Origin of the sequence: Bremerella cremea, from assembly GCF_039541315.1 — a bacterium.
GTDB lineage: Bacteria > Planctomycetota > Planctomycetia > Pirellulales > Pirellulaceae > Bremerella > Bremerella cremea.
In genome coordinates this window covers 355,699-379,491 of the sequence record NZ_BAABFZ010000004.1, presented here as the reverse complement: position 1 = coordinate 379,491, position 23,793 = coordinate 355,699, and the positions used below count along the sequence as shown (strand labels likewise).

Below are 23,793 nucleotides of genomic sequence, written 5' to 3'. Positions count from 1 at the left end.
TGTTAAACACCAGACGTGTGACTTCCGACGGCGATTTCGTCGAGAAGTTGTTTGATGCGATCCGGCTGAATTGGCTTCGACAAGTAGTCATCCATGCCAGCCGCCAGGCACTGTTCTCGAGCCCCGGCCAAGGCATGCGCCGTCATCGCCACGATCGGCGTGCGACGCCCGTTCTCTTGCTCCCATTGCCGAATCGCATTGGTCGCTTGCGAGCCATCCATTTCTGGCATTTCGAGATCCATCAGCACGAGATCGAACTTTCCTTCCTGGTAGCGTTCAAGTGCTTCCCGCCCGGTACTAGCCACTTCACAGGTGTGCCCGAACAGTTCCAGGATTCCGGATGCGACTTCCTGATTCACTGGAGCGTCGTCTGCCAGCAAGATGTGCAGCGAACGCTCGCAGGTGGGCGTCGTCGGAACACTCGCACGATCTTCAGACGGCACTGAATCAATGGCGGCGAGAATGGCACTAATCAATTCTTCGCTGGAAGCAGGCTTCGACAAGGTCGCCATTGCACAATGATCGATTCCATCCGGCACGCCCGTTGGCGGAATCAGCACGACGTGCGGCAACTTGAACAAGTCGACCGAGTCAGGCTTGATGAACCACTGCGCCAAGGTCTCTGATCCACTGTTCCAATCGAGCAGCACGAATGGCAAATCGCTACGTTCCGTTTCGTCGTCGTCAACGACAGCGGCAAACGCTTCGTCTAACGTCGTCACCTCGCATGTAGCACCGGCACCCGAGAGAATCTCTTGGTACAAGTTACGAGCGGTTTGATTTTCCGAGATAATTTGAATCCGTCGCCCCTCGAGCACGGGTGCTTGCGGTGTTGCTTCTTCTTGGACCTGTTTGATCGGAATAGTCACATGGAACGTACTTCCCACGCCGACTTCGCTTTCGACCCAAACTTTGCCGTTCATCAAGCTGACAATCTGCGAAGAGATCGCCAGACCGAGCCCGGTACCGCCGTAGCGACGGGTCGTCGAGCTATCACTTTGCTCGAACGCTTCGAAGATTGCCGCTTGCTTTTCCGGCGGAATGCCTGGGCCAGAGTCTCGCACGGCGAAGTGTATCTGTCGCTGCTTACCGATCCCATCGATGCGGCAGTCGACCAGCACTTCTCCTTTTTCGGTGAACTTGATGGCGTTGCCAACCAGGTTGAAGATTACCTGTCGTAAGCGGCACGGGTCTCCCTCGACCAATGCTGGAACCTCGGGGCCCGTACGACAAAGTAATTCGATCCCCTTGTTCGCCGCGTTGACCGCCAAAAGACGAACCGACGAACTAACCACCATCTGTGGATCCATCGGAATTGCTTCGAGTTCCATCTTGCCTGCCTCGATCTTCGAGATATCGAGGACATCGTTCAGCAAGTTCAAGAGGCTCTCACCCGACTGATTGATCACGGTCAGACAGTTGCGTTGCTGCGAGGTCAACTCGGTCCGCAAGGCCAACTCGGTCATACCGAGAATCCCGTTGAGTGGTGTGCGGATCTCGTGACTCATGGTCGCCAGGAAGCGGCTCTTGGCCTCGTTGGCCGTTTCGGCGGCGACCTTAGCAACTCGCAGTTCTTCTTCGGTCTTGCGCAGTTCTTTGGCCGTCCGCTCCAACTGGAGATTCGACCGTGCCAGTTCTGCCGCTCGCGAGACAGCTGCCGCGGTTCGTTCGGCGATACGTTGTTCGAGTGTCGTATTCAGACGCGTCAGATCCTGGAAGCCTTGAGCATTCTCGAGGGCAGCTCCCGCGATGGTTCCGACAAAGTCGGCCAGGCGTTCTTCGTCCGAGCCGAACAGACCGACGACCTGCGCATGCTCGACATACAAACAGGCAGCAAGGCGATTGCGGACAAAGATGGGAATGTAAATCGTCGACCGGCTGGCAGCCGTTTCGCGATGCATGGCACCATCGATGCCTGACTCGACAAATGCCATCGCATGACCGGCATCGATCGCCAGTTGCAGGTTCTTCTGATCGTAGGTCACCTCCGGCACGCCCATCTTGATTGTTGGCCGAGCCTGATCATCATCGCGGTCGAATTCCAGCAGCAGACTGTTCTCGCCGCGGAGCAAACGGGTTGCCCCACCGCACGACTCTTCATAGATCTTTTCGGTCGTGAGTGCGGAAGCGATCCGGCGCCCCACATGTAGCACCGTGTCGAATCGATCGACCAGAGACAACGTTGCCAGCTCCCCTTCGCGAGGATTGGCCCGATCGTCTTCGATGGTTAGTTCGTCGAAGAGGCGTTGTGCTTCCCGTTCGTCGTTTCGCGCGTTTTGCCAGTTTGCCGAGAGCCCCACCTGGCTACGATGCCAAAGGGTAACGGCTTGTTCGTACATAGCCTCGAGTTGCGTCGTTATCGCCAGGCACTGATCGAACAACTTTCGCGACGTGCGATAGTTTCCGCGCATCGCGGCCACCAGGGCCCTCTCCCGAATTGCTCGTGGCAAATCGTTCGGGCACACTTTGGCAGCACGAATCGCTCGCCTGGCTGTCCGCTCCGCATTTTGAAGCATGGCGTTTCGCAAGTGCGGAGCATGCGGTGGCGTTGTCTCGGCCTGCATTCGGAAGGCCGTTGCCAACCAGGCAAGGGCAGGGGCCGTGTAGGCATTCTCGATACCTGCGACCTTGGCGGTTTCGACAGCAGTTTCCAATGCCGTGATCGCCGAATTCAATTTGCCTTGGTAAAGATCGCGCACACCCACCGCGAAATAGAGCTGCGTCTTTCCCTGGGCATCGTGACGGGTTCGCTCGAGTTCTGCCTCGAACAGCGAATCGGGAATATCACCACGCGTCGCTCGGACCCAGACATCGAGAATAATCCCGGAGGCCTGTTCGTCGCCCAGTTCGATCCCGGATCGATGATTGTTCTGCGCTTCGGCGATTGCTTCGCGGAAGTTGCCAAGATGGTAAAGCGATGCCGCAACCTGGTAGCGCGCAATATGCACTTGCCAATAGTCGCCGGTACGCTCCAGAAGCTGGATCGACTCACGCCCTTTCTCGATGCACTCTCGATAGTTGCCAGCAGCATACAGAGCACACGCATAGTAGTTCAATGATTGGCCCTGCCCCCACACGTCGTTGAAGCCGCGTCGAAGCTCCAGAGACCGTCGAGCGTACCAGATCGCCCGCTTGAACAACGGGACCAGGCAAACCACCGGAGCATGCAACGAATAGGCACTCGCGAGCTCGGGGCTTGGCAAAAAGTCTTCTGCATAATTCAAACCACGCAAGTGAGCCAGAAGACACTCGACTTTGCTACGACAATACCAGCAACCATGTGTCAAAAGAGCAAACAGCTGAATGGCCAGCCGTTCTGAGTCATTTGGCGGACGTCGCTTCCGCTGCAGGAAGAAGCCCGGAAAACAGGTATGCATGACCTGCTTGAGAGCTTCCCACATCAACAACACGACCACCAACACGCGGTTCCGTGGCACAAGACAACCGAGAGATCGTAGCGCCGTTTCAAACCCTTTCGTCGCGGCCTCCATGTCGCCACGTTTGAAGGAGAGTTCGGCGAGTTTGCTTTGGATCTTCGCGCGATCGAGATCACCTTCAGCCAGTTCCGCCGCCAGTTCGAATTGTGGCGCGGCTTCCGGATATTGCCCTCGCAACATCAACGCATCACCCAAACCTTCCGCAATACGGAAGCGAATCGACTTCGATTGATTCTGGGCACCACGTTGAGCGATGCGATATTGCTTTTCTGCAATTTCCAGCGAGAACTGGCTGCGTGCCTGTTCGGCGGCCTGCAGGGCATATCCCAGCGCGGTTTCGGCCGCGCCAGCTTCGTCGAGGTGATAGGCGATTTCAGAAACGCGTCCTGGATGCTGCTCTTGCAAATGCAAGGCGGCCCGCAGGTGCAACTGTCGTTGTTCGTGCGGGTCGAGCCGGTCGAGCAACGAACTGCGGATCTTGTCGTGAACAAAAACAAACTGTCCGCCGTCGGCTCGCTCCCAGATCAAGTTACGATCGCGAGCATGCAACAGCGCAGCGACCGCTTCAGGAACACTCATCCGTGTGAGGGACGAAGCGATATCGAGGCTGAATTCTTTGCCCACCAAGGCACCGACCGAGAGTAGATTGATCGTCTCGGCAGGTAGCATCTCGATTCGATGAGTGAGAAACGATGCCGCTTCCTGCGAAGATTGAATATCGTTCAGTCGCTGCAGATCGACTTTCCAGCAACCTTCGCCAGATTCCAACGCTCCCGATTCAACCAGGCCGCGAACGACCGCTGACGCCATGAACGGGCTACCACCAGCCAGACGCGTGACAACCTCAATCGCTTCATCGGGCAGCGAGCCTGCCATCGACTCAGCGAGTTGTTTGATCTCTTCCGAGCGGAGTGGCTTGAGTGCGATTTGTGGGCACCGTGGGATCGCACGCAACGAGTGATTCTCGTCCACCTCTTCGGTCCGGAACGAGCAGACCAGCGAGCTATGCCGCTTGGAGTTGCGCGGCTGCGTGTGCCACCGTCGAATTAAATTGTGCGTTAGACCGTCTGCCCATTGGCAGTCGTCCAGAATAATAATCGCAGGACGTTCGCGACTTCCCAGGGCTCCCAGAAACTTGATCAAGGAGTCGATCGTTCGGTTTTCACCAAATGCTGCCGGAGACTTTTCCGTCAGCCGTTCGCTGGGCCGCAAGGCACTCCCGAGCGAAGGCAACGCCGCACACAAGGCGTCGACCATGTCGCCGACCTGCTCCCGCACGCGATGCAATAAAGAGGCATCTTTTTGGGCCATCGAAAGGAATCCATCCACGATCCCCTCGAGCATTCGATAAGGCCTCTGGCCGACATTGGTAGTCGCTTGACCTCGCAACACCCAATTGCCATTACGACGGGCGACACGGACCGCTTCGACCATCAAACGGCTTTTGCCGACACCTGACTCGCCTTCCACCAGGATCACCGAGGCATTGCCCTGGCGAGTCTCTTTGATGAAGTTGTTGAGTTGATTCAGTTCTTCGTCACGCGCGACGAAGGCGGGCTCGGTCAGTGTGCAGCGACGATCACTTGAACCGATGGTGATGTGCGATCCATCGCCTCCCGTTTGTAAGGCTTCTTCAATCGCCAACAGGTCCGCCACGACTGCACTGGCCAACTGGTAGCGATCGCGTGGATCCTTGCGTAGCAGACGCTGAACAAGCTCGTCCAGGTCACGCGACACTTCTGCATTGATACTCGGCAAGTCAGGCACCGGCGCCGTGAGATGTTCAAATAGAATCTCACCAGCCCCCTTTCCCAGAAATGGCAAGCGTCCTGCTAACAAGCGGAATAACAAGATCCCACCCGCATATAAATCGGACGGAGGTCCCACGTCCGCATCGATCGAACCGGCTTCCTCCGGCGACATGTACGAAACCGTCTCACACTCACGTTCACCCCAGAGTTGATCTGGATGAAAACGTTTCACAATTCCGAATCCACCCAGTTTGATCCCTGTGATTTTCGCATCATCGCGAGAATCCACGGTCACCACCATACTGGAAGGCATCACGTCGCGGTGCAATGAACCACGACGATGCAACGAGTCGAGCGCGGTAAAGAGGTCCTTACCAATCTGTAGGACTTCGTTAATCGAAAGAGGCTCTTCCGTCAGAACTTGCGAGAGGGTCTTTCGATCTTCGCGCGGCATCACAATATAGAAATCATCGTCACTGCGCAAGAAGTTCAGAATGGGAACAAGCTGCTCGTTATGATGATCGCGACGGATTGCGGCTTCAAACTCGACACGAGCCCGCGTTCCGCTGGACATGGAAGAAAGATTTACTGAGCGGATCTCAACAAGTTGGCCGTTCGCCTTGTCGATTCCCCAGAAGGTCTGACCATACGTAGGCTCACCGCTCGCTGCGTTGATCTCGTAGCGCGAACTGATCTCCTCAGCGACATTCAACTTTGGTTTGAATGCGTCGGCCACGTCACCTGGTTCTCGGTCCACCATGTGTTCTTATCGTTATTAATTGCAGGTAATACATGAAGGACTCATGCGGCCTGGGAAGCTCCCTGCCTGACATCATGTATGCCCTTGATTAGTAGATGGAGCGATTGGTTGCCCCCTCCACATAAGTAGGCGCAGATCGGTGCGCTGAAACACTGGAAACTTAGCTTGCCCCCATGCGCCCGCTTCTAAGATCACGCGTTAAGCGCAAGACGCGCATTACTTATGGGTCATAAGGGGCACGTAATTGGCGAATCTTACGCAAGCACACCCCCCCTTATGTCTAATTGCTACGTTTCTTGGTTGATTTCCTGCAACAGGACCATTCTGATAAATACTCGAGTCGCGTCGTACCAATTCACGTGCGACCTTATCTGCCCAATTGGACACCTGATTTTCTGGGTATTTGCCATGATTCAGCCGAACGAGTCGAGCTCGTCTCGATTACCTAGCGTGATCGAATTCTTTTCAAAGGACGTGGCGGAATTCAAGCAACAGCTTGCTCAACTTGAAAGCGAGATTGACAAGGATGCAATCCCGCAACGTGGAGATGAGTTTCACAAGCGAACGCTTGCCGCATTTCAACAATCTCAAACCGCTTGTCGCAATTTCGAATGCGCCCACGAAGACGATCCTGAATTGATCAAGGAAGTTCAGGCGCGTTTCCGTGAGGAGACCAATCCGTGGTTCTCGCTTAGTTGGATCGGTAATCGTGCTCGCACGAAGCCTAGTGGCTTTGCTGGCGACTACGAGATGCTGGTCAAACTATACGAAGAAGCCACTCCTGCTCGAGGTTTAGGTGCCTACATCGACCTCTGTATTTCCGAACTTCCATTGGCCAACGCGGTACGTGGTCGTAAAGACCTTGTCCGTGAGTATTTGGAAAATGAAATCGGATCTCGCGAGGGCGATCTTCGTATCCTCGATATCGCTTGCGGTCCATGTCGCGAATTTCTCGATTGGCCGGAATATGCCGGTCGTAACATCGAAGTGATCGCCATGGACAACGATCCCGTCGCGCTTGAATACATCGAAGCCACAGTTGCCTCGCAACTCCCGCCATCGACAACGCTCAAACCGGTCCGTTACAACGCGATGCGTGCGCGGAACTCGGAAGCGACCAAGAAGAACTTCGGTACGTTCGATATCATCTACAGTGTTGGCTTGGCCGACTACCTGACCGATGAGCACCTGGTCGGCATCTTCGCCGGTCTTGGTGAATCGCTAAATGAAGGGGGCTGCCTGGTCATCGCCTTCAAAGATACCGAACAGTATGACGAGACGCCGTATCAATGGCATCTCGATTGGTTCTTCTATCAGCGAACCGTAGATGATGTCTTGAACGTATACCAACAAGCCGGTTTTAATACCGACAAGATGGTACTGACCCGTGATCGTACGGGCATCATTGTCAACTACGTGAGCCGCAGTGCTCCGGATTGCATTCGTCGTATCGACCTGGCTGAAATGCCACGCTCGGCACGTGCGAAGAATACTCGGATCGCGAAGAACGGTCAGATCGTCGAGAACTAAAACCTAGTTCGCGGCGGAACAGGTCCCTGCCGGAATGCTCACTCCGGGTGCCATCTCTGGAAGACTGGCATATTCGAGTGCATCGTTCAGACGCTGATTGATGTTGACGATTTCTTCCTCGTGACGGAAGAACGCCTCAACGATATCGGGGTCGAAATGGGATCCACTTCCCTCGCGGATAATCGCACAAGCCTTTTCATGTGAGAAGGCATCTTTGTAAACGCGAGCAGTGGTCAGGGCGTCGTAAACGTCCGCCACTGCAACGATGCGGCCGCACAGCGGAATCTCTTCCCCCTTGAGGCCGTGCGGATAGCCACTGCCATCCCACTTCTCGTGATGCGATGCGGCGATGTCTCGAGCAAATCGCAGGTAAGCCGCTTCTGGCTGCTCGCGGACGGCAGCATCCAGCGTGTGGAAGCCTACAAGCGTGTGCTGCTTCATGATCTCGAATTCTTCCGGCGTCAATCGGCCTGGCTTCAGCAACACATGATCGGGAATGCCTACCTTGCCGATGTCATGCAGCGGACTGGTCAGGTAGATCGTACGGACATAGTCAGCATCGACGATGTCGGCGTACTTGGGCTGGCTCGCGAGATCTTCGGCCAACAGACGGGAGTATTCTCGCATCCGTTCGAGGTGAGCGCCTGTTTCAGGATCGCGAGATTCCGCGAGCTTGGCCAACGCAAAGATGATGACGTTTCGGCTTTCCAGCGACACAATGCGGTTCGCGGTGCGGAGCCGGATATGGAGTTCTTCTGGGTCGAATGGCTTGTTGATGAAGTCGTCGGCACCTGCTCGAAGACCACTGACCAGATTGTGTTTGCGATCGAGCGAGGTCAGTAGAATGAAATAGACGTAACCGCTGAGAGGGCGTTGTCGTACGCGGCGGCAAAGTTCTACGCCGGACATACCTGGCATTTGCCAGTCGGACAATACAATGCGAATGTCACCTTGGCAGATCATCTCCAGCGCTTCGTTTCCGTCGCTGGCAGTCAGGACCGGAATACCCAACGCTTCGAGAACGTCCCGTAGCATGCCAAGACATGCCGGATCGTCGTCTACCAATAAAATGGGAGCTTGCGTTGTGTCTCGGTCATGGATGATCATCGGCGGTCCCCTACTCGTCGCTGCGAGATGATGTCCGTCAAACGACCATACTCTTCGCGAATATCTGAAAGCGATCCGTCGACGTCTTGCAGACTCCCTTCCGCCTTCTGCTCAAGTTTCGTCGCAAACTCGGCCAGGCGGTCTGCGGAAACCGTTAATGAAGTTCCCTTGATTCGATGCGCTATTCTCGCAACTTCTTCCGCATTTTGCTCGTCTGCCGCAGCTTCGAGTGCTTCCAGATCGCCCACCAAGGTCTGCTGGAATCGATCCAATGCTTTTTCAACCAGATCGATTCGGCCAATACAACGGGACGTCAATGATTCCCAATTGATGGACTGGTCAGTAGAAAAAGTGGGCATTGATTGCCAATTCATTCGCAGTCTCCCCGGGATAAAACCTGTGCACCGATAAGAGCTGGCGTGCAAAATTCCGGATATCTTCCGAAAGATAGGTTACATTTTCCCGAGGGTCAAAATGATACGCAATTCGATGGCAATTCGAGCATATTTGCCGTAAATCCATGCGATTACTTAAGTAACCGCTTATGAGTTCCGCGCGAATGACGCAACAGACTCCGGTTTCACTAGTAGCGAATCTGGACGCCCAAGAGCAGCGAATGGGCATTGATGCGGTGCGACATCGTGTCGTTGGCACCGAACGGAGGCGACGGCAGTGGCCCCGAAACTTCCGAGTTCACCAGGTAGACATAGGCCAGGTTGAGCTCGACGTTGTCGGTTAGCAGACAGCCAGCCCCCAAGGCGATGTTATGTGTCTGGATCAATGGGCTGGCGATGTTCGTGAACACGTCTTCCGAACCAATCGGGTTCTGGTTGAAGTTATAACCGGCACGCAGCTTCCATAGATCGGTCAATTGGTACTGAGCGCCGATTGCCCCTGCGAAGACGCTTTGCCAACCGAGGTCCTTAAAACCGGCCGTATTGGCATAATCGAAATAACGCACATCGGCGGCAAAAACCCATCGCTCCCAGCCGTAGTAAGCCAGACCGCCGGAGAGGATCAGTGGGTAATCGAGATCGAAGCCCACGACGCCGGACGAAGTGAAGAAACGGAACTCTTCAAACCACTGCGGACTCTTCACCGTAAAACCAGCTCGCCAGCAGTTCGGACTCGCGTAGTAAACACCACCCTGGATACCACCGCCCCAGTGAACGCGGTTACCAGAACCAGCGGTCGCGGTGGGCGTGATTGCCGAAGGACCGAGCGGATCGAACATCATACGAGCGGCAGTGATCGTCGGCGCGATTCCGACCGACCAGCGTTCGCCAAGTTGCATCGAGATCGTCGGTGCGATCTGCATGATTTCTGCGTCGGCGAAAACCGGGCCTGAAGCCAACAGTGGATTGCTCGCATCCATTGGCATGTTGTTGCGAAAACCGCCGATCCCATACACACCCATTCCGATTGTGATCGGCGTGCCTTCCAGGTGATCGACCCAACCAACTGATGGAATCACGGCGACGCCCGCTTCACCATTGGTGGTATGCGTGGAGCCACCTACCGTCGAAGAAAGTTCAATATCGGCCAGCAGCCCTTCCATGCCGAACGAGACTTCGTCGTGTTCGAGATAGCTAATCGAAGCTGGGTTCCAGTGCAGGGCACCAATCGCATCGAGAGGAGCCGCCGTACCAGCTCCGCCCATCGAACGATTCACCGGGCCAACGCCCGTCACCGCGATCCCTTGGGCTGATGCCGTCGTGATCGAAGTCAAAATTAGAAATGCCGCCACCGAACCAGAGAGAAGATTTCGCATGCCTGCCGCCATATAGTCCGACTCGCCTGAATGGGTAATGCGAGAAGTGAGGATCTAATCTGTACGCGGGATGCCATCGACGAAATCACTAGCGCTTCCTCAGGTTTTTCGTCGACTCTGTCAGGGAAAAAGCGGCGACTTCCCGCAAGCAGTGTAAGTTTGCACGATCAAACCCGTTGAGCACGCCATGTGCTATCACCTGGCATGCTGGCATTGGCATGCGACAGAGGGGTTTCACCGAGGTCGCGAGTAGGTCTTTTCCGAGGGGTGAATCAAGCCGTAATCTGCTGCCCTGTCTGTGGTTGAGCGAATCCCCAATCGGGTCCCAAAGAAAAAGCTTTACCCGAATGATGTCACGTGGTATCTTGAGGCCGTTGCATCAACACATCCCGAAACTTCCTTCCCTTCGCTCTCACCGAAATTCCGCAAAGGTCGTGCTCGTGAAAACCTGGTCGCTCGCTCTTGGCTTGCTGTTACTTCTGTCTTGCCTGACTTCTGCTGAAGCTGCCGATCCCATCCGGATTGGATTAATTGGCTTAGATAGCTCGCACGCGGTTGCCTTCAGCAAAACGATCAACGCCGATAACGCCCCGGCCTCGCTGGCCAAAGCCAAAGTGGTTGCCGCATATCCAGGCGGAAGTCCCGACCTTTCGACAAGTACCGATCGCATCGAAGGGTTTACCAAGCAGATCGAGCAGATGGGAATCGAGATCGTTCCTTCGATCGACGCACTGCTGAAGAAGGTCGATGCGGTCATCATCAACAGCGTCGACGGTCGTATTCATTTGCAGCAAGCGACGCCCGTACTCGAAGCAGGGATTCCGGTTTTCATCGATAAGCCGCTGACCGCGTCGCTCGAAGAAACGAAACAACTGATCACCCTTTCGAAAAAGACAGGCACGCCTTTTTTCTCGGCATCGACTCTCCGTTACTGTCAGGAAGTAATCGACATCAACAAGGATGATGTCGTCGGCTGCGTCGCCTATAGCCCCAGCAAGACCGATCCCACACATCCCGACCTGTTCTGGTATGGGATCCACGGCGTCGAGACGCTGTTCACCGTTATGGGTCCAGGCTGTCAGACCGTCCAGCGGACCAAGGTCGAAGGTGTCGAAGTCGTGACCGGCGTCTGGGCCGATGGCCGTGTCGGTACGTTCCGTGGAATTCGCGATGGCTCGTATGGTTACGGCGTCGTCGTGTTCGGAAAGAAAGACATCCAGCTCACCAAGATCAAAGCCAAGTACGACCTGCTGGTGGTCGAGATCCTCAAGTTCTTTGAAACGAAGCAGCCACCAATTGCCCCAGAACAAACGCTGGAAATCATCGCCTTTATGACCGCCGCGGACCAAAGCCGTGACGCCAATGGCGAAGCGATTTCCATGGCTCCGCTGCTGAAATAATCAGGTCGATTCGCTTGCCGGTTCTCCCTTAAAACAACTGATCCACCGCACAAGGTTTTCCCTATGACGCAATTGAATCGACGCTCCTTCCTGGCTGCCGCTTCCGCCACTGCGATGACCACGTTGACGTCACGTCCCAGCTTCGCTGCCGCCAACGACGAACTTCGCGTCGTCGTGGTAGGTGTGAACGGTATCGGCCGAACCCACCTCAACGGCTTCTCTCAGATCTCGGGCGTACGCGTCGTGGGGGCATGTGATGTCGATAGTGCGGTTCTCGGTCAACGTGCCGAAGAGCACCAAAAGAAGTTCCAGCAGAAGCTGAAGACCTACAACGACATGCGTCGGGTATTGGACGATCCAGATGTCGATGCGGTCGTTTTGGCGATTCCAAATCATTGGCATGCCTTGGGCACCGTGTGGGGCTGCCAGGCAGGCAAAGATGTCTACACCGAAAAGCCTTGCTCGCACAACATCTGGGAAGCTGGCCAAATGAAAAAGGCGGCCGACAAGTACGAGCGTATCGTGCAAGTCGGTATCCAGCGTCGCAGCTTTACCCACCTGCAAGACTTCTTCCAGGAAGTTCAGGCAGGTGCCCTCGGTAAAGTGAAGCAGGTCAAAGGGGTCTATCTGACTCGCCGCGATTCGATCGGCAAGCCAACCGGAACCCTCAAACCACCTGCCACCGTCAATCATGATATGTGGTGCGGCCCAGCTCCAACCAAACTGGAACGAGCCAAGTACCACTACGACTGGCACTGGTTCTGGGATTATGGCAACGCAGAACTTGGCAACAACGGCCCGCACATTCTCGACCTCTGCCGCTGGTCGATCGGCGCTGAAGAATTTCCGACCGCAGTAAGCAGCGTCGGCGGTCGCTATGTCTGGGACGACAACGGTCAGACTCCGAACACGCATATTCTGCGATACGAATATGCCAAGGCCCCAATCACATTCGAGATCCGCGATTTACCCACCGCGACCGGCAAGAAGGATACCTGTAAGTACATGGACATCAGCTACGGGATCGTTGTCGAAGGGGAAGACGCGACTTATGTCGGCTTCGATACCGGCAAGGTGATCGATCCCGACGGTAAGGTCATTCGCGAGATCACCGGCAACACAGGTAGCGATGGAGGGCGTCAACTTCATCGCGAGAACTTCGTGAAAGCGGTTCGATCGCGAAACGCCAGCGAGCTGAACTGCGACGTTCGCACCGGGCACCTTTCGACCGCGTTGTGCCACCTGGGGAATATCTCGCACCGCCTGGGCGAGTCAGTTTCGCTCTCATCTTTGAACGATCAATTGCAAGATCAACCGCTCGTTCAGGAAGCTGCGAAACGAATGGAGTCCCACCTCGAAGCGAACGGAGTCGATCTGGCCTCGGCCCAGGTTGAATTCGGCCCGACGCTGGCGATCGCCCCGAAAACCGAGTCGTTCCCGCAGAGCGAAGCCGCCAACGGCCTCCTCAAACGGGAATACCGGGCACCCTACGTGGTGCCGGAATTGGTTTAGTCGAAACTACTTCGTTCAGCCTGCGGGACTTGATAAGGCGTAGGGGCTTTCCGTATTCTGGAGAGCCAGACCTGCACCTTACTAACCAGTAGCTTCGTGTCCTTAGCGGGAAGCGGCTGGGCCTCGCGGATGAACGAAGACTCATGACCGATGAACCGAGAAAAGTCCGACTGCTTGATATTGCCAACAAGGCGGGCGTAAGCCGCGCGGCCGTCGGACACATCTTGAACAACTCGGGAGCGGACTGCGTTCGCGTTTCGGAAGCGACCCGCGAAAAGGTTTTGAAGATTGCGGCCGAACTGGACTATCGCCCCAACCGGGCCGCTCAGCGACTGCGTGGCATGCCGACCAAGATTGTGGGCGTGATCCTCGACACGGTGAACATGGCGGTCTTCTCGGCTCGCCTGGCAGCGATCGAAGCGGAAGCCCATACACGCGGTTATCGCTTGATGATTGGCCAGGTGCATCACGATCCGGACGAAATTAAAACCTACCTGGACGACTTCATCGATCACGGAATGGATGCCATTCTGTGCATGTTCGACGTGATGCAAGACATCCGTCCGAAACTGAAGAAGGTGTTTCGCAATCGCGAGCACATCATTCTGCACTCGAGCCCGATCTTGAAGACGCAGGCCTGCGTTCGTGTCGAAACCTCTTCGGCGATCGAACAACTGGTAGACCATCTGGCCGATCGCGGACGTGAAAAGATTGCGATCCAGCTTTGGTCCCCTACGGACCATTTGATGTCGATCCGCAGCGAGGCCTGGAAAGAGAACGTCAAACGTCGCAAGCTGGCCTCGTCGAGTTCCCTGATCTGGACCAACCCCGAGGCGACCCAAAAGCCATCGCGTGAAGCGATCGACGACTGTATTCAAAAGCTGGTCGTGAAGAACGGGGCGGACGCCATCATCGCTTCGAATGACGAATGGGCCGTGCGCATCATTCAAGGGCTACAGCGACACGGATATGCAGTGCCGAAAGATGTTGCCGTGACGGGCTACGACAACCTGGACATTGCCGACGTGATCGAGCCAGGGCTTACCACTATCGACCAATGCCATGCCGAGTACGCCAAGCAGGCACTCGATTTGGTGGAAGAATCGCTCGCCGGAACGCTGACCCCGGCGAAGAAGCTTCGGGTCATTCGCCCGAAACTGGTCGTTCGCGAATCGAGCTAAGTGGTCGTCGCTTGATGACCACCATTCTGCGAAGGGACTTTGACGCGTAGCGGGGCAGGGGGCATATACAGCCCCAGGAACTGAAGCGGATTGACGCGAGTCAGTGACTCGACCTGTGAAGTGGTCAGTCCAAGATGGAACCGCAGGTTCTTGGCCATTTGCTGCATCGTAGTGGCCGAGCCGACCAGGTGACTATCGTCTTCCGCACGAGGGACTCCATCTTCGCCTACGGTGACCTCTTGGTCGCCCAAGGCATAGACACCCGGACCACAACCTGCGGCGGCGATCGCATCGGATACGACGAAGGCCCGTTCCAGGCCGACGATTTCCAGGTAGTTCTTCAACGCGAAGAAGGGGACATGGGCCCCATCCGCAATAAAACCAAAGTGCAATCGATCAGACCGACTCAAGGCCCGTTGAATGATGTTGTCGTGACGATCCATCAGCCGAGGGCAACCATTCCCCAGGTGCGTGAACATCGACAAACCAGCATCCAGCGAAGCATCCAACTGATCGAGTGTCGCGTTGGTATGCCCTGCGGAAACGATCACGTCTTCATCGACCAGACGACGCGTCACCAACTGATCGACGTCTTGCTCGGGTGCCAAGGTAAACACGCGAACGAGTCCTTCGCCTGCCTCAAGCAGCGGGGCGGTCTTATCCCATGTCGCCTGACAGGCAGCGGTCACCGGATGAGCGCCGACATAACCAGGTTCAGTACTGATGAATGGACCTTCCACATGGAATCCGGCAATCATCCGCTGTAACAGCGGATCGTTCGCTCGCAACTGGGTGATCCGTGCGATACGAGCCGACATCCGAGCGACGTCGTCGGTGATGATCGTGATCAACACGCTTTCCACGTTATCTCGCTCGAGGCCCAGGCAGGCTGCCTGTAAGTCTTCCTCAGAGATATCGTCCTGATTGAAATCAACGCCGTAATAGCCGTTGATTTGAACATCGATGAATTTCGCGCGCGACATGCTGGATTCCGGTGGGATATCAGGAGAGCGGGGAAGGGCTAAGGAGTGAAGCGGAGGCATTATCCAGATACATCCAAGTATTGCCATGCGTCTGCAAAATAGAAGCAGGCACGTCCGGAGTCACCGAGCCCTGCAGGCTATTACGTACCGCTTGCGCTTTGCGTTGATCCGGGACACTACAGATGATCGTCTTGGTTTTCAGGATCTGGCGGCAAGACATGCTGATGGCCTGTTTCGGCACGTCGTCGATCGATGCGAACCAGCCTTCGCCTGCTTGCTGCTGGCGACAAGCTTCATCCAGCTCGACAACCAGATAAGGCGTTTCGGTCTCGAAGTCGGCCGGAGGATCGTTGAACGCCAGGTGACCGTTCTCCCCGATCCCGACGAAGGCAACATCGATCGGATGATCCGTGATGATCGCCCCCAGTTGATCGCACATTTCTCGTGGCGACTCTGACATGCCATCCACATAGTAAAACTGCTTAAGCGAGACACGCTGCACGAATCGTTCTCGCAGGTAGCGAACAAACGAGGCTGGATGCTGATCGTTAATTCCCAGGTATTCATCCAGATGAAAACCGGTCACGCGGCTCCAGTCGATATCAGGCTCAACAATCAACGCCGCCAAGGTTTCAAACTGCGAAGCCCCTGTCGCGACAATGATGTTCGCCGATCCACGCTGGGCAATTGCCTGACGAATGGCTTCGGCTCCTTGCCGAGCGGCTGCCAGGCCTAAATTCTTCGCATCTTCCAGAACTTGTATTTCCATCGCTTGCCTTCAGCGTCCTACTTGTATTTGATGGTTTGAAGCAGCGCAATGATGCCTCGTGACATCATCTTGACACACTCGAAGGTGATGTCAACCGATAATGATCGAATCGTCCTGGCGTGAGTTTGTGCATTGTAAGGGATGCTCGTATTCTCTTGAGAAGGAGGTCTGCCTCCCCCAATCAGGACATCATTTGTCAGCATTCCGGGAAATCCGGACGTTCGCTTCGCTTTTCTGTTTGCCAGCCTGATGTCAGCTGATATCATTTTGACTGTTGCGATGCGAAGAAGCAAGAAATATCAGCCCAATTTTTGAGCGATTGATTTCTTGAATCGAGCAATTGCTGTGCAATGCCAACGAGCTTTTTCGCAGATCGATCCCCCATCTTCGGATGGTTTCGAGCGTGGACCTTCACGGTTTCGCGATAAACCACCCCATCGATGCAACAAATGGACATTATCGGCGCAAGCTTTGCATCACACCGCCTCATCCCTGTGGGGCCGCGTGCTGCTCGAGGCGAAAAGATGTCGAGTTCCCTTCCGGCCCCATCATTCGGAGTTTTTTTGGCCTGGGTGATATCAGCTGGTATCACCTTGTCAGGCGGTTCCCATTCATTATCTCTTCTTTTCCTTTTAAAGGCCTTTCGATGAAACAGAATCGCGGATTTACGCTGGTTGAATTGTTAGTAGTGATTGCCATCATCGGTGTGCTGATTGCCTTGCTGTTGCCGGCCGTGCAACAGGCCCGGGAAGCTGCCCGTCGTATTCAGTGCAGCAACCACATGAAGCAGTTGGGGCTGGCCTTCCATAACTATCACGACACCCATGGTCGCTTCATGACCGGCGGGATGCAGACGGCGAAGGCCTATCCGATGGGCTGGGTTCCCCGTTTGTTCCCTTTCATCGAACAAGATGCCCGCTACGAAGCGATGGAATCGCTCAACAAAGATTACCTAGTCACACGTAGCAGCTATCGCTACGACGACATGGACAATCCGATCTGGGGAGCCGTTCCGAATATCAGTTGCCCATCGTCGCCTCAGGGGGAGCTTGCCTCCGATCAGACGGGCAACACCAATCATCCTTATCAGCACCTACAAGGTTCGCTGCATTACCGCGGCAATGGCGGCTCTTACGATCTCGACTATCACAACGCGACCACTGCCGGACGCGTCGGCTATTCGTCTTCCGGTATCTTCTATCCCGAAAGCCGAACTCGTTTCGCCGACATCACCGACGGCACCACGAACACCTTCTTGCTGGGCGAAACCTCCAGCTCGCAAAACTGGCCGTCGAATATGGTCACCGGCTTTGGTGGCTTGAAGCCATGGACCTGGGGGTCGTACCGATACAACGCTACCGAGTGGCTGATGATCGATCACAAGATGGTCCAGTTTCCGATCAACTATTTCGGTAGCTTCACCACCAGTTCGACGCCGTTCGGCAGCCATCACCCAGGCGGGGCGATGTTTGTCATGTGCGATGGCAGCGTCAAGTTTCTGCCGGAAACGATGAACCTCGATATTCTGAAAGCGGTTGCTTCGCGTCAGCATGGCGAAGTGGTCCCAAGCCTATAACCGAACCAGGAACCCTCAGCCGGCTACCGGTTTCTCTGCCGGTGGCCGGCTCTTCTCTTTCGATCTTATTTCCATTGTATGGCGATCTTCCGAATGAACCATCAAACTATAAGCTTGTGGACCGTGGGGGTCCTTTCGGCAACGCTGGCCCTGACCGGCTGCAGCCCCCGTGGCCCTGAAATGGGTGAAGTTTCCGGTAAAGTCACGTATCGAGGAAAGCCTTTGCCGACTGGTACCATCACCTTCATCCCAGAGACCGAAGGCATGCCACGAGCATCGGCCGAAATCCAAGAAGATGGCACTTACGTGGCAGAGACCAGACCTTATGGCCGTGGCATTCCGCTGGGTAAGCATCGGGTGATGATCTCGGCCGTTATCGACCATGGCCCCAACCAACAGGTCGAACCGCTCCTACCTCCCAAGTTCAGTAGCGATCGACAATCTGGCTTGACTGCGGACGTGGCCCCTGGCGAAAACACCGTTAACTTTTCTCTTTGAAATCTCGCCCCTTTGCCGGCGATAATGCAGTCCCTATCCTAGCCCTCCCCCGAGCAACCGCCGATCGCCCATGGCTGTTGCTCGTTTCGCCTGAAAGCGAGTCCCTCATGTCTGAAGCGGCAGCGGAACCCCAACGCCAAATCTCTCTATTTCGAGTCGTCAAAGCGATTGGGCCGGCCATCGTCGTCGCTTCGGTGGTCCTCGGTCCTGGCAGCATTCTCTCGAATTCCAAAGTCGGTGCCGCCTATGGCTACAGCATGATCTGGGTGCTGGGACTGGCCTCGCTATTCATGGCATTGACTGTATTTCTTGCGGCCGTTCTAGGTACCAGCTACCAGCGAACCCCCTTCACCGAGATCGCCGCTCGCCTGGGACGTCCTGTTTCGTTCATCATCGGCGTCGTGTTCTTTCTGATCACAAGCTGCTTCCAGTTCACGAATAACCTCGCCATCATCGATGTGATCAACATCGCGACCGAATCAACGACTTCCGAAGGCGTTACCGTCCAAGGTTCCTGGTTGATCCCGCTCATCGCGATCGTTCTAGTGAACTGCGGATTGGTTTGGGCCCTATATGGCAGCAGTGCCCCTTACCGCTTCATCGAGAAGTTAATGATGCTGATGGTGGGCCTCATGCTTATCGGCTTTGTCGTGAACCTGCTTTTCGTCAGTCCCTCGATTCCATCAATCCTGGAGGGAATGGTCCCTTCGATGCCGACCGGCGGAAATTCTTCCGAGAACATTGTGATGCTGCTGGGGATGTTCGGCACCACGTTTTCTGTTGCTGGGGCCTTCTATCAGATTTACGCAGTTCGCGAAAAAAAGTGGACCAAAGACGACCTCGCCAACGGCATCATCGACTCGATCGCCGGGATCGCAGTCCTCGGCGGGATTAGCTTCATCATCATGATTACCTCGGCGGCGGTCCTGAAAGGGACCCAACTAAGCAGCATCACCGATGTCGCCATGCAACTCGAGCCATTGATCGGACCGAGAGCGAAGATCATGTTCTGCCTCGGGATTTCGGCCGGCGCGTTTAGTTCGCTATTGGTGAATGCCCTCATTGGTGGAACGGCACTAAGCGACAGCTTTGGTTACTCGGCAAGTGTCAGCGATGCCCCAGTCAAGTTGTTCACGGTGGCTGGCCTGGCGATTGGCATGCTCGTGGCGATTGCAATCAACTGGCTCGGCATGTCGAGTGTCAGCCTGATTGTCACCGCCCAGGCCCTGACTGTGCTGGGAGTTCCACTGCTAGCATTCGCGATGCTTTTTCTGGCGATTCACCTGCCCACCTCGATCCTGAAGGTGGTCGCCATTTCAATTGGATCGTGCTCGCTGGTTCTGGCAACGATTTTGTCGGGGCGCATGATCTGGTCGCTGCTGGAACGCCTCGGATAGGCCCCTGAACAAGGCGTTTCGACGGGGATTGGGGTTCGGGAAGCGAATCGAGTCTGGTAATATCGCTCCACGCTAGTTGCCAGCGTGCGATGCCAAGGACAGGTACCACCCATGAGTTCGCCCCTCCGCCGATTGCTGATTGACATCACCCACACCGCTTTGCAAGGAAGCGATACGGGAATTCAGCGTGTTGCGCGCTGCCTGGCGAAGGAAGCAATCGCTTTTAGCCAGCGGCACGATACCCAGGTCGAGTGCCTGCCGGTGATCGTGGTCGATGGCAAGTTTGTCGAAGTCGATCGTTGGTGTGCGGCCCGTGGCTATCGGAAAGCGAAGCTCGATTTAGGGGAACTGCTGCAGAAGCTGCCCCTGTTCGGACCGACCAGCCCGTATCGAATTCGTCTCAATCGCCTCGGCAATCGTCTCGAAAAACTACTCTATCCCCGTACCATCGATCGCAAGATCCGCGAGTGGGTCCAATCGACCCGGCCTCCGCACGTCCCGGTGAATCCAGGCGAAGGGGACGCGATCTTGATGCCGGATGGCTGGTGGGATCTACCGCACATGTTCGACGTCGTTCAAGACGCTCGTCAGAACGGTGCCCGCGTCGGAGCGATGGTCCACGATCTGATCCCGATTCGTCATCCCGAGTTCTTCGACGAACGGATGCGGATCAACTTCACCGAGTGGGTCACCCGTTTGCTCCATTCCATCGACTTCCTCGTCGGTGACGCTCAGGCCGCCGAAGACGATCTGTGGCTGTTCAATCAGGAACAAGGCTCTCCGCTTTCTCGCAATCAGGTCGGACATGTCCGCCTCGGTTGTGATATCGGTCCGCGAAAGAAGGGGGATGCCCAAAAGGTGCGAGCCAACTTGCGGCACCTGTTCGCCGACCGATCGAAGGCACCTTATCTAATGGTTTCGACCATCGAGATTCGTAAGAACCACACTTACCTGCTGGATGCCTTCGACCGCTTGTGGGCGGACGGGCACGATGTTTCGCTGGCCTTGGTAGGGCGCATCGGCTGGAAATGCAAAGATCTGATCCAGCGGATTCTCAACCACCCCGAGTCCGGCAAACGGCTCCATCTGCTGAGCGATATCGACGACAACACACTGAACTACCTCTACGACAACAGCAAGGCATTTCTCTTCTCGTCGAAGGCGGAAGGATTTGGTTTGCCGATTGTTGAGGCCCAGCACCACGGCCTGCATGTGTTCGCCAGCGACATCCCGATCTTCCGCGAGGTCGCCGGCAGCGGAGCTCACTTCTTCTCGCTGGACGAACCTGGCGATCTCAGCCGGCAAATCGTGCAGTTCGAGAGCCAACAAGGTTGGACCACAGAACCGAAAGTGGATGTCGTCAACGAGCCTTGGAGCCAGGTATTTCCGAAGCTGGTTGAAACGGTCGGTCGGCTCTGCGGAGATACCTCTAAAGCGCATAATTCCGCCGAGAAAGCAGCCTAGTCTGTAAGGGCTTGATTGGCATTTTCTGATATCGCGAAATTGGCTATTCTCTCGTGTCCTAAGGATGGGACCCCCGTTTCTAAGAGAAATAGAACGACAAAGAGCACCACAAATCATGGCGAACATCTCGCTCATTACCGGAATCACGGGCCAGGACGGTTCGTACTTAGCCGAACTCCTGCTGGAAAAGGGCTATCAGGTCCATGGTTGCTATCGCCGCACCAGCACCAACTCGTTCCAGCGTATTGAGCATCTGCTCGACCAGGTCGAAATGCACTGCACCGACCTGATGGATCAAGCATCACTGGAGCGTCTGATTGCCAAGGTCAAACCGACCGAAGTTTACAACCTGGCCGCCCAAAGCTTCGTTGGAAGCAGCTGGGATCAGCCAATCTTGACGGGTGAAGTCACCGGCCTGGGCGTTACTCGCCTGCTGGAAGCCATCCGCATGGTCGACACCTCGATTCGCTTCTACCAGGCAAGCAGCAGCGAGATGTACGGCAAGGTTCACGAAACCCCACAGCGTGAAACAACTCCGTTCCATCCACGCAGCCCTTATGGCGTTGCGAAGGCTTACGGCCACTGGATGACGGTCAACTACCGCGAAAGCTACGACATGTTTGCTTGCGGCGGTATCTTGTTCAACCACGAATCGCCTCGCCGTGGCCTGGAATTCGTGACCCGCAAGATCAGCGACGCCGTTGCTCGCATCAAGCTGGGCATGGCCAACGAAGTTCGCCTGGGCAATCTCGAAGCCCGCCGCGACTGGGGCTTTGCCGGCGACTACGTCGAAGCAATGTGGCTGATGCTGCAGCAAGACGCCCCGGTCGACTACGTGATCGGCACCGGCGAAACCTACCGTGTGGGTGACTTCGTCCAGATCGCCTTCGAGCGAGTCGGCTTGAACTGGGAAGATCACGTCGTTATCGATCCAAAGTTCTATCGTCCTGCGGAGGTCGATCTGCTTCTAGCCGATCCAGCCAAAGCCCAGGCCGAACTGAACTGGACGCCGAAGATGCCATTCCGCGAACTGGTCGAAACCATGGTCGATCACGACCTGGCTCGCCTCTCGCTGGTTGCCAAGCCCGACCTGAAGGTTGTTCGCAAGTCGGCTTAGTCCACGCTACAACGCCAATACAACAATCACAAAGCCAGCAGGTTTCGACTTGCTGGCTTTTATCATGCGCGGACATGGCATCGATCGAAGCAGATCCCCGCGTTAGGCCCGCTGCCCGCCAGAACGCGTCAGAGCCTCATTCCTGCATGCCGCCTTCAAGATGACTCCGTACACGAAAAAAGCCTCCGGCGATTAGCCGAAGGCTTTGTATGCGTTTAGCGTGGCGATTGCGTCTTAGAAGCGAACGCCGGCGGAGGTAACCACACCAAAGAAGCCGAGATTGCCTTCTTCGCTGCTGGCATTGCCTACGCCATTCCAGAACTGCCCTTCCATGGCAACGGTCGCATAGGGCTGCCAAACGTTGGTGGGACAGCAGCTTTCCCACGCCAGACCGAGTTGAATCTCGCCGACCGTCAACAGGTCGTCGCGGCTGGTCGAACTGCTCGTGACGTAGCTGGTTGTCAGATCGAGGTCTTCACCTGCCGACAGCGTGCTCGAGGCTTCCCCAAACAGCAGCGACCCCCGTCCCTTCGTGTAGAAAGTGAGACACTGATTCAGCGGCAAGGAAGCATACAGCGACATGGTAGGGCCGAATCCGCTGTTTCGATGCGAATAGTCAAGCTGTCCGCTCAAAGTGCTGCTGACGTTCCGTGTTTGGGCGAAGTACGATTGATCGACTTCGGCATAGCGAACGCCGCCTGCGACGCCGATCTTCCAGAACGAGATGCAGCCTTCTTTCATCAGTTCGACGTCGATCGAATAAGCCGAGAGGCCTGAGCTAGCAGAGAACGAGCTGCCAGGTACCGTCGTCGAGATATCGACATTCTGAAACGTAGGTGGCGTTATCGTTCCGAAGCCGTTGGCCGGTGGATTGACCGTCAATGCGTCGGGATCGTGATCGTATCGCCACCAGGTAACTTGCAGCGAGAGGTTGTCGTTCATCTCGAAGCCGGCGTAAACACGTGGCGAGAACTGCAGCCCTGAGTCGAACTCGACCTGGGTGGAATTCTCGAACGTGGTGCCATCCGATTCGGTCAGCGTGTACGCAACATTGCTGCTGAACGATGGCATCAGAAAAGTCGCCTCGAAGCCAGCGAACCATTTGCCGCAAGGATTGCAAGTATCGCTGTAGCAGCCAGCGGCCGGCACGCCGTCGTTGTCGACCATCATCTCGCCTGGCGAATAGATGGTCTCGCCAACGACTTGATGTTGAACGTGGCTGGTCTGCATGACTTTCGCTGGAGACGCCGTCGTCGGGCGAGTTTCCTTGGCTGCCACGCGTGTTGCCGCCGGTCGCGCATTCGCCGAGACCTGCAACCGTCGTGGAGCAGCGGCCAGCACCGACTCACTCTTCGATGTCGCCTTCTGTGCCATCGCCAACGGCGAAATGAGAAGGGTCAGACCTAAAGCAACCGTGAAACGAACGATACGCATCCTGCAATCTCCACAAACAGACTTGGGGACATCGCTCCGAATCCATCCAGAGAATCTCCCTGGTATCGGTTATCGGTAAACTGCGCAGGTTATTCCAACTATTCCG

Annotated in this window: 16 protein-coding genes; 9 read left to right on the top strand and 7 right to left on the bottom strand. The window is 55.7% G+C overall.

Features of this window, described 5'->3' with window-relative positions:
• Window positions 1–2: 2 nt before the first annotated feature.
• A complete protein-coding gene (locus ABD890_RS16180) occupies window positions 3–5,948 on the bottom strand; it encodes an ATP-binding protein (protein WP_345091833.1) in 5,946 nt (1,981 codons plus the stop codon).
• A gap of 636 nt (window positions 5,949–6,584) precedes the next feature.
• Here ABD890_RS16180 and ABD890_RS16175 point away from each other — a divergent pair.
• On the top strand, window positions 6,585–7,478 hold the full coding sequence (locus ABD890_RS16175) for an SAM-dependent methyltransferase (protein ID WP_345091830.1): 894 nt from the start codon (window positions 6,585–6,587) through the stop codon (window positions 7,476–7,478).
• Window positions 7,479–7,481: 3 nt separating this feature from the next.
• Here ABD890_RS16175 and ABD890_RS16170 read toward each other — a convergent pair whose 3' ends face one another.
• The 3 genes from ABD890_RS16170 to ABD890_RS16160 all read right to left on the bottom strand — a co-directional run bounded on the left by ABD890_RS16170 (window position 7,482) and on the right by ABD890_RS16160 (window position 10,356).
• A complete protein-coding gene (locus ABD890_RS16170) occupies window positions 7,482–8,585 on the bottom strand; it encodes an HD-GYP domain-containing protein (protein ID WP_345091827.1) in 1,104 nt (367 codons plus the stop codon).
• Complete coding sequence (locus tag ABD890_RS16165) at window positions 8,582–8,959, bottom strand: Hpt domain-containing protein (protein WP_345091825.1); 378 nt, start codon at window positions 8,957–8,959, stop codon at window positions 8,582–8,584. The genes ABD890_RS16170 and ABD890_RS16165 overlap by 4 nt, the downstream gene beginning before the upstream one ends.
• 209 nt (window positions 8,960–9,168) lie before the next feature.
• Window positions 9,169–10,356, bottom strand: coding sequence for an OmpP1/FadL family transporter (locus ABD890_RS16160; RefSeq protein ID WP_345091822.1), 1,188 nt, complete (start codon window positions 10,354–10,356; stop codon window positions 9,169–9,171).
• A gap of 440 nt (window positions 10,357–10,796) precedes the next feature.
• Between ABD890_RS16160 and ABD890_RS16155 the strand changes: the two genes are divergently transcribed.
• The 3 genes from ABD890_RS16155 (at window position 10,797) to ABD890_RS16145 (ending at window position 14,449) form a co-directional block, all read left to right on the top strand.
• Window positions 10,797–11,756, top strand: coding sequence for a Gfo/Idh/MocA family protein (locus ABD890_RS16155; RefSeq protein WP_345091819.1), 960 nt, complete (start codon window positions 10,797–10,799; stop codon window positions 11,754–11,756).
• Between the two features lie 63 nt (window positions 11,757–11,819).
• Complete coding sequence (locus ABD890_RS16150) at window positions 11,820–13,268, top strand: Gfo/Idh/MocA family protein (RefSeq protein ID WP_345091817.1); 1,449 nt, start codon at window positions 11,820–11,822, stop codon at window positions 13,266–13,268.
• A gap of 143 nt (window positions 13,269–13,411) precedes the next feature.
• Window positions 13,412–14,449: a LacI family DNA-binding transcriptional regulator gene (locus ABD890_RS16145; protein WP_345091814.1), complete on the top strand. Its 1,038-nt coding sequence runs from the start codon at window positions 13,412–13,414 to the stop codon at window positions 14,447–14,449.
• Here ABD890_RS16145 and ABD890_RS16140 read toward each other — a convergent pair.
• Together ABD890_RS16140 and ABD890_RS16135 are read right to left on the bottom strand one after the other, a co-directional pair.
• On the bottom strand, window positions 14,446–15,432 hold the full coding sequence (locus ABD890_RS16140) for an N-acetylglucosamine-6-phosphate deacetylase (protein ID WP_345091811.1): 987 nt from the start codon (window positions 15,430–15,432) through the stop codon (window positions 14,446–14,448). The genes ABD890_RS16145 and ABD890_RS16140 overlap by 4 nt on opposite strands.
• A 19-nt stretch (window positions 15,433–15,451) precedes the next feature.
• Window positions 15,452–16,201, bottom strand: a complete 750-nt coding sequence (locus ABD890_RS16135; RefSeq protein WP_345091808.1) for a glucosamine-6-phosphate deaminase — start codon at window positions 16,199–16,201, stop codon at window positions 15,452–15,454.
• A gap of 646 nt (window positions 16,202–16,847) precedes the next feature.
• Here ABD890_RS16135 and ABD890_RS16130 point away from each other — a divergent pair.
• The 5 genes from ABD890_RS16130 to gmd all read left to right on the top strand — a co-directional run bounded on the left by ABD890_RS16130 (window position 16,848) and on the right by gmd (window position 22,253).
• Entirely contained in the window at window positions 16,848–17,777 is a 930-nt protein-coding gene (locus ABD890_RS16130) for a DUF1559 family PulG-like putative transporter (protein WP_345091805.1), read from the top strand.
• 93 nt (window positions 17,778–17,870) lie between these two features.
• Window positions 17,871–18,275 carry a hypothetical protein gene (locus ABD890_RS16125; protein ID WP_345091802.1) on the top strand — a complete coding sequence of 135 codons (405 nt, stop codon included), beginning with the start codon at window positions 17,871–17,873 and terminating at the stop codon, window positions 18,273–18,275.
• 107 nt (window positions 18,276–18,382) lie between these two features.
• Window positions 18,383–19,672, top strand: a complete 1,290-nt coding sequence (locus ABD890_RS16120; protein ID WP_345091799.1) for an NRAMP family divalent metal transporter — start codon at window positions 18,383–18,385, stop codon at window positions 19,670–19,672.
• Window positions 19,673–19,783: 111 nt separating this feature from the next.
• A complete protein-coding gene (locus tag ABD890_RS16115; protein WP_345091796.1) occupies window positions 19,784–21,136 on the top strand; it encodes a glycosyltransferase family 4 protein in 1,353 nt (450 codons plus the stop codon).
• Between the two features lie 115 nt (window positions 21,137–21,251).
• The gene (gene gmd, locus ABD890_RS16110; protein ID WP_345091793.1) at window positions 21,252–22,253 is read left to right on the top strand and encodes a GDP-mannose 4,6-dehydratase; all 1,002 of its coding nucleotides are present in this window, start codon (window positions 21,252–21,254) and stop codon (window positions 22,251–22,253) included.
• Window positions 22,254–22,487: 234 nt separating this feature from the next.
• On the opposite strand, the gene ABD890_RS16105 is transcribed toward gmd, so the two are convergent.
• Window positions 22,488–23,687, bottom strand: coding sequence for an Lpg1974 family pore-forming outer membrane protein (locus tag ABD890_RS16105; RefSeq protein WP_345091789.1), 1,200 nt, complete (start codon window positions 23,685–23,687; stop codon window positions 22,488–22,490).
• Window positions 23,688–23,793 lie beyond the last annotated feature (106 nt).